Consider the following 5416-nt stretch of genomic DNA (forward strand, 5'->3'; position numbering starts at 1 on the left):
CTTGATAATTTAATCCGAAACCCTCTACGGTATTATAATAAACCGAATTAATCAATGACCCAAAGCGAAAATACTCCTTCTTAAAACGATTTCTCGGATTGTAGCCTGAGCCAATTATAAATCCTACAGGTTTAAATTTATTATTAACCGCATCCAACGAGTCAAGGTATGTTTTCGACTCTCGTTTTGTGGCCAAAACTTGCTTTTTATCGTAATCAAGCTGCTCCTCAATGGTCAGCGGAATTGGTCGTGCCTCCTTCCAATAAGTGCTATCTTTTTTATTGACCTCTTTCGTGATTTTTAAAATTTCAGCGAACTCTTTTTTATTCAAATTAGCATCAAAATCATAGTTTTTATATAGCGCAAGGAAATATCCGCCAAAGCGAAAACTAAAAAAACCACCTGTAAAATCAAACCTCACAGATGTTGGCATCCATATTTTTTTGTTCACGGGAATAAATTCTTGACGAATATTTAAAGTATCTACAAAATTGATATTGGCTTGTTTGGTGAGATACAAATCGGTACTATGTATCCGCCAACTATCCTCCAAAATATAAATCAATCCCCTGAAAACTGGGTCTGCATTACGTCTAGGTATGATTTCAATCTTATTTACCATCTCTCCATTCTCCATGCTCGTTCCCACAAGTTTATATTTATAATAAAATAGTGCATTATCAGAAATGGGGGAAATAAAAGGACGCGCGCTCAAGCCATCAATTTCAATAAGATTATCATAAAAATTGACCTTCATGTCGGATGCGCGATTGAAACTAAATGAACGGTTGCTACCCGAAACTTTAGAAGAAATCATTTCTTCACGTAATTTATTGGGCTGCATAAAGCTGATCCTTGATTCTGACTCAGATAAATACAGAATTCCCTTTCTATTTGAATCAAGTCCGATTTGCTTTCCAATATCATCAATATCGCGACCTAAAAATTTCTTAGGTGCCGACAGTAATTTTTGCATACCCTTGATATACACATCGGCTGTATATTGATCTACCTCCGTAAGATGACGTTTACGCTTACGAATAGCATTTCTAATCACTTCATATGCCGGATCCTCCGCATCGGCTTGAACGATCACATCTTTTAATTCATAAACCGAGGGAATTAAAATAATATCTAATGTTTGAGGAGCTTTAAGGTCAATTTGTTTACTTTCCTGACTAAAACCAATCGCTTTAAAAATTAAAGTATGCTGGCCTGCAGATAATTTAAGCTGATATTCTCCTTCGCTATTGGCGGATGTGCCTCGCGTAGTACCTTTTTCATAGACACTCGCAAAAGGCACGGCTAAGCCATTATTATCCTTAATTGTTCCTTTTAATAAAATTGCTTGTGCATAGGTAAAGGTCGAAAAGCTTAATAAAAGCAAAAGGAAGTAAATAAATCTCATGTATCTTAATTTTTTTATAAAGATGGAAATAATTGAAATAAGGTTGCAAGAATTAAAAAAATAGAACAATACAATACAATTAGTGGGGGATGTCTGTAGAATTTGTAATTTTACATTTCCTAATCCTATAGATATGTATAAAACCCTCAAACCGGTATTAGAAAAAGAGCTGGAAGAAATTGAAAAAGCTGGACTTTATAAGCGTGAACGTATTATTATTACTCCTCAGGGAGCAGATATTAAAATTCAAGGCGGTCAAGAAGTTATTAATTTTTGTGCGAACAATTATTTAGGCTTAGCATCTCATCCCAGAGTTATTGAAGCTGCCAAAAAAACGATGGATAGCCATGGCTTCGGAATGGCTTCTGTACGATTTATTTGTGGAACACAGGATATTCACAAAGAATTGGAAGCTAAAATCTCCGCTTTTTTAGGTACTGAAGATACGATTTTATATGCTGCTGCATTTGATGCCAATGGAGGTGTATTTGAACCTTTATTTGATGAGCAAGATGCAATTATTTCGGATGCATTAAACCACGCTTCAATTATTGATGGCGTACGTTTATGTAAAGCACAGCGTTATCGATATTTACATGATGACATGGCTGATCTTGAGGAAAAATTAAAAGAAACCCAACATCTTCGTCACCGTATTATTGTTACTGATGGTTCGTTCTCTATGGATGGAACGATTGCACAACTCGATAAAATATGCGATTTAGCCGATAAATACAATGCTTTAGTCATGATTGATGAATGTCATTCTTCCGGATTTTTAGGTAAGACTGGTAGAGGTACACATGAACATCATAACGTTATTGGTCGCGTTGACATTATCACAGGCACATTAGGGAAGGCTCTTGGTGGTGCATCTGGTGGATTTACTTCAGGTCCCAAAGAGGTAATTGATATTTTACGTCAGCGTTCAAGACCCTATTTATTCTCAAACACATTGGCGCCTTCAATTGTTGGGGCATCCATTGAGGTGTTAAATATGCTTGGCGAAAACACTGACCTCAGAGATAAATTAGAGTTTAACACGAACTATTTCCGTGAGAAAATGACCGCTGCAGGATTCGAAATTAAGCCTGGGACACATCCAATTGTTCCTATCATGCTTTATGACGCTAAATTAGCTCAAGATTTTGCCGCCGAATTATTGAAGGAAGGAATTTACGTTATCGGATTTTATTTCCCTGTAGTACCTAAGGGAAAAGCTAGAATTAGAGTGCAATTATCAGCTTCTCATAACCAAGAGCATTTAGACAAAGCAATCTCCGCATTTACAAAAGTAGGCGTGAAACTAGGTGTTATCAAATAAATAATATAGGGAATTTTTCTCACAAATACAAGGAAAATGCAAGAAAAAATCAATCAGTATACGGCAGAAATAAACGCTTTTCAACCCAAAAATGCTGAAGAACTGGAAACATTCAGAATTCGTTTTTTAGGAACCAAAGGGATTATTAAAGATCTATTTGAAGAGTTTAAAACGGTGTCTTCTGAGGATAAAAGAGTTTATGGCAAGGTTTTGAACGAGTTCAAACAAATGACCGAGGCAAAATATCAAAGTCTGAAAGAAGGTTCTGAATCGGAAGAAAGTGGTTCAAAATCTGAGCAAGACCTAAGCTTACCTGGCGAAGGGTTTGAACTTGGCGCGCGTCATCCTTTATCTCTTGTGAGAAAAGAAATCATCGAAATATTTAAAAAACTAGGTTTTAATGTAGCTGAGGGACCAGAAATTGAGGATGACTGGCATAATTTCTCAGCATTAAACTTCCCTGAAGAGCATCCTGCTAGAGATATGCAAGATACCTTCTTCATCAAAAAAGGTGGAGAAAATGGGGATATCGCATTAAGAACGCATACTTCATCGGTTCAAGTTAGAATGATGGAAGGCGGAAAACCACCTTTCCGTGCCATTATGCCTGGTAGAGTATATCGTAATGAGGCTATCTCTGCAAGAGCACATTGCTTTTTCCATCAGGTGGAAGGTTTATACATTGATGAAAATGTTTCTTTTGCCGATTTAAAACAAACTTTATTTTACTTCGTTCAGGAACTATTCGGAGAAGGCACGAAAGTCCGTTTCAGACCAAGCTATTTCCCATTCACCGAACCATCGGCAGAAATGGATATTTCATGCTCCATCTGTAAAGGTGATGGATGCCAGCTTTGTAAGCAGAGTGGATGGGTAGAAATTTTAGGCTGTGGCATGGTGGATCCTAATGTACTTGAAAACTCGAATATCGACAGTAAAAAATATACCGGATATGCTTTCGGGATGGGTATCGAACGAATTACCAATTTGAAGTATCAAATTAAAGATTTAAGGCTCTTCTCGGAAAATGATATTCGATTTTTAAAACAATTTCAGTCGGAAATGATTTAATGCGAATTAAACTGACATATCTATTTATTTTAATCAGCTTACTGTCTTGCAGCAAAGATAATATTGACAGAATTCCTGAGGTTTTTGTAAGCTATAAAATTACCTTGCAGGAGTTTAATATTAAAAGTACAAATGGGCTTTTAATAGTTAATAATCAGGCGAATGCAGGAGTTGCGGGACTTATCATATACAAAAGAGCCGATGGCACTTTTGTGGCTTATGACAGGTGCAGCTCAGTAAATCCACAAAAAAGGTGTGCGGTTGTGCCAGATGATCCCAATTTAACCGCAACAGATCCCTGCAGTGGAGCAAAATTCTCTTTGTTTGATGGGAGTCCGGTGAAAGCCCCCGCACAAAGATCGCTTAAGCAATATAGAGTAATTATTACTAATTTTGACCTCATGGTAGTTAACTAAAAAGAAGTGGACAAGATTAAAGAAATAATTAAAAAATCGGCACAGGATCTATTCCGAAAATACGGCTACCATAAAACTAGCGTAAATGAAATTGCCAAACGCGCAAAAATTGCTAAGGCCACTATTTACAAGTACTTTGAGAGTAAAGAACTCTTGTTACAAGCTATTCTGATGGAATATATTCAGCATAGTGTACACGACATTATCCATAATCCAAGTGATGACCTAGATGAAGAAGCGTACCTTAGTATGATTATTTTAAAGACTAGCCGCCTCTCCTATACCGTTTGTAATGAATTTATTGGCTGGGAATTTATTCGTGAATCTGCAAATTCACAGGAATTTTTGAAAACTCTTTCTGATGAACTCGAAAACTTATTAATCGACTCATTCAATCAAACACCGCTGTTTAAAGCAGATGATTATATCGCGCGACTCCGATTTTTGATTAAAGCAAGTAAGAGTATTGTGTTTTCCTTTGCTTTTACATCCGTAAGCGATTCCGATGTCCGTAAAAATTTCATCTCCTTCCAAAAAGAAATACTCCCCTATCTCGTTAAGGCGGCAGTAAAATAAGTTTTTGTTAATTCAACATTAAACTATTGTACCGATTTGGTTTTTGGTATAATTATTGGTATATTGTTAGTCTAGTAATAAGAATTAACATGAGTCGTGAAATTTCAAACATTTCGAATTTAATTGATGCGCTATTTGATTTTTAAAAATCAAAGGCCATTTAATTTTTTTAAACCTAAAAAAGCAATAAATCCATAGAAATCTTAGGATATGGATATGAATTGTTCCAATATCTGGCACATTAGCCCTTTCCTAAATTAAAAATATTTAATTTTGCGGCTCATGAAAAAAATTCCGGCCGATAAGAAATTTATAAATAACATTCAGGTAATCGATATTGCTGAAGAAGGCAAAGGTGTAGGAAAATCAGAGGACCTGGTTATCTTCATCGACAAAGCCGTTCCAGGAGATATTGTGGATGTTGAGCTCCTCCGTAGAAAGAAAAAATTCTATGAGGGCAAAATCCAAAACCTAGTTAAACCATCTGAGCATCGTACAGATCCATTTTGTAAGCACTTTGGCGTATGTGGAGGTTGTAAATGGCAGCATCTAAACTATGATGCACAGCTTTTATTTAAGCAGAAAAGCGTAGTTGATGCTCTTCAAAGGCTTGCAAAGGTA

At 36.2% G+C, this 5416-nt stretch carries 5 protein-coding genes and 1 pseudogene; 5 read left to right on the forward strand and 1 reads right to left on the reverse strand.

Features of this window, described 5'->3' with window-relative positions:
• A partial coding sequence (locus ACIQ0D_RS11155; protein WP_395805618.1) for a DUF5686 and carboxypeptidase regulatory-like domain-containing protein occupies positions 1-1408 on the reverse strand: 1408 nt, incomplete at its 3' end.
• Positions 1409-1541: 133 nt separating this feature from the next.
• On the opposite strand from ACIQ0D_RS11155, the gene kbl reads away from it, so the two are divergent.
• From kbl to ACIQ0D_RS11180, 5 genes and pseudogenes are all read left to right on the forward strand, one after another.
• Positions 1542-2732, forward strand: a complete 1191-nt coding sequence (kbl, locus tag ACIQ0D_RS11160) for a glycine C-acetyltransferase (protein ID WP_395805620.1) — start codon at positions 1542-1544, stop codon at positions 2730-2732.
• Positions 2733-2768: 36 nt separating this feature from the next.
• A complete protein-coding gene (pheS, locus tag ACIQ0D_RS11165) occupies positions 2769-3803 on the forward strand; it encodes a phenylalanine--tRNA ligase subunit alpha (RefSeq protein WP_395805622.1) in 1035 nt (344 codons plus the stop codon).
• Positions 3803-4219 carry a hypothetical protein gene (locus tag ACIQ0D_RS11170; protein ID WP_395805624.1) on the forward strand — a complete coding sequence of 139 codons (417 nt, stop codon included), beginning with the start codon at positions 3803-3805 and terminating at the stop codon, positions 4217-4219. Before pheS ends, ACIQ0D_RS11170 begins: the two co-directional genes overlap by 1 nt.
• Positions 4220-4225: 6 nt before the next feature.
• Complete coding sequence (locus ACIQ0D_RS11175) at positions 4226-4795, forward strand: TetR/AcrR family transcriptional regulator (protein WP_291401036.1); 570 nt, start codon at positions 4226-4228, stop codon at positions 4793-4795.
• 282 nt (positions 4796-5077) lie between these two features.
• A pseudogene (locus ACIQ0D_RS11180) lies at positions 5078-5416 on the forward strand (23S rRNA (uracil-5-)-methyltransferase RumA); the annotation flags it as partial.

Origin of the sequence: Daejeonella sp. (assembly GCF_044342615.1) — a bacterium.
Lineage (GTDB): Bacteria > Bacteroidota > Bacteroidia > Sphingobacteriales > Sphingobacteriaceae > Daejeonella.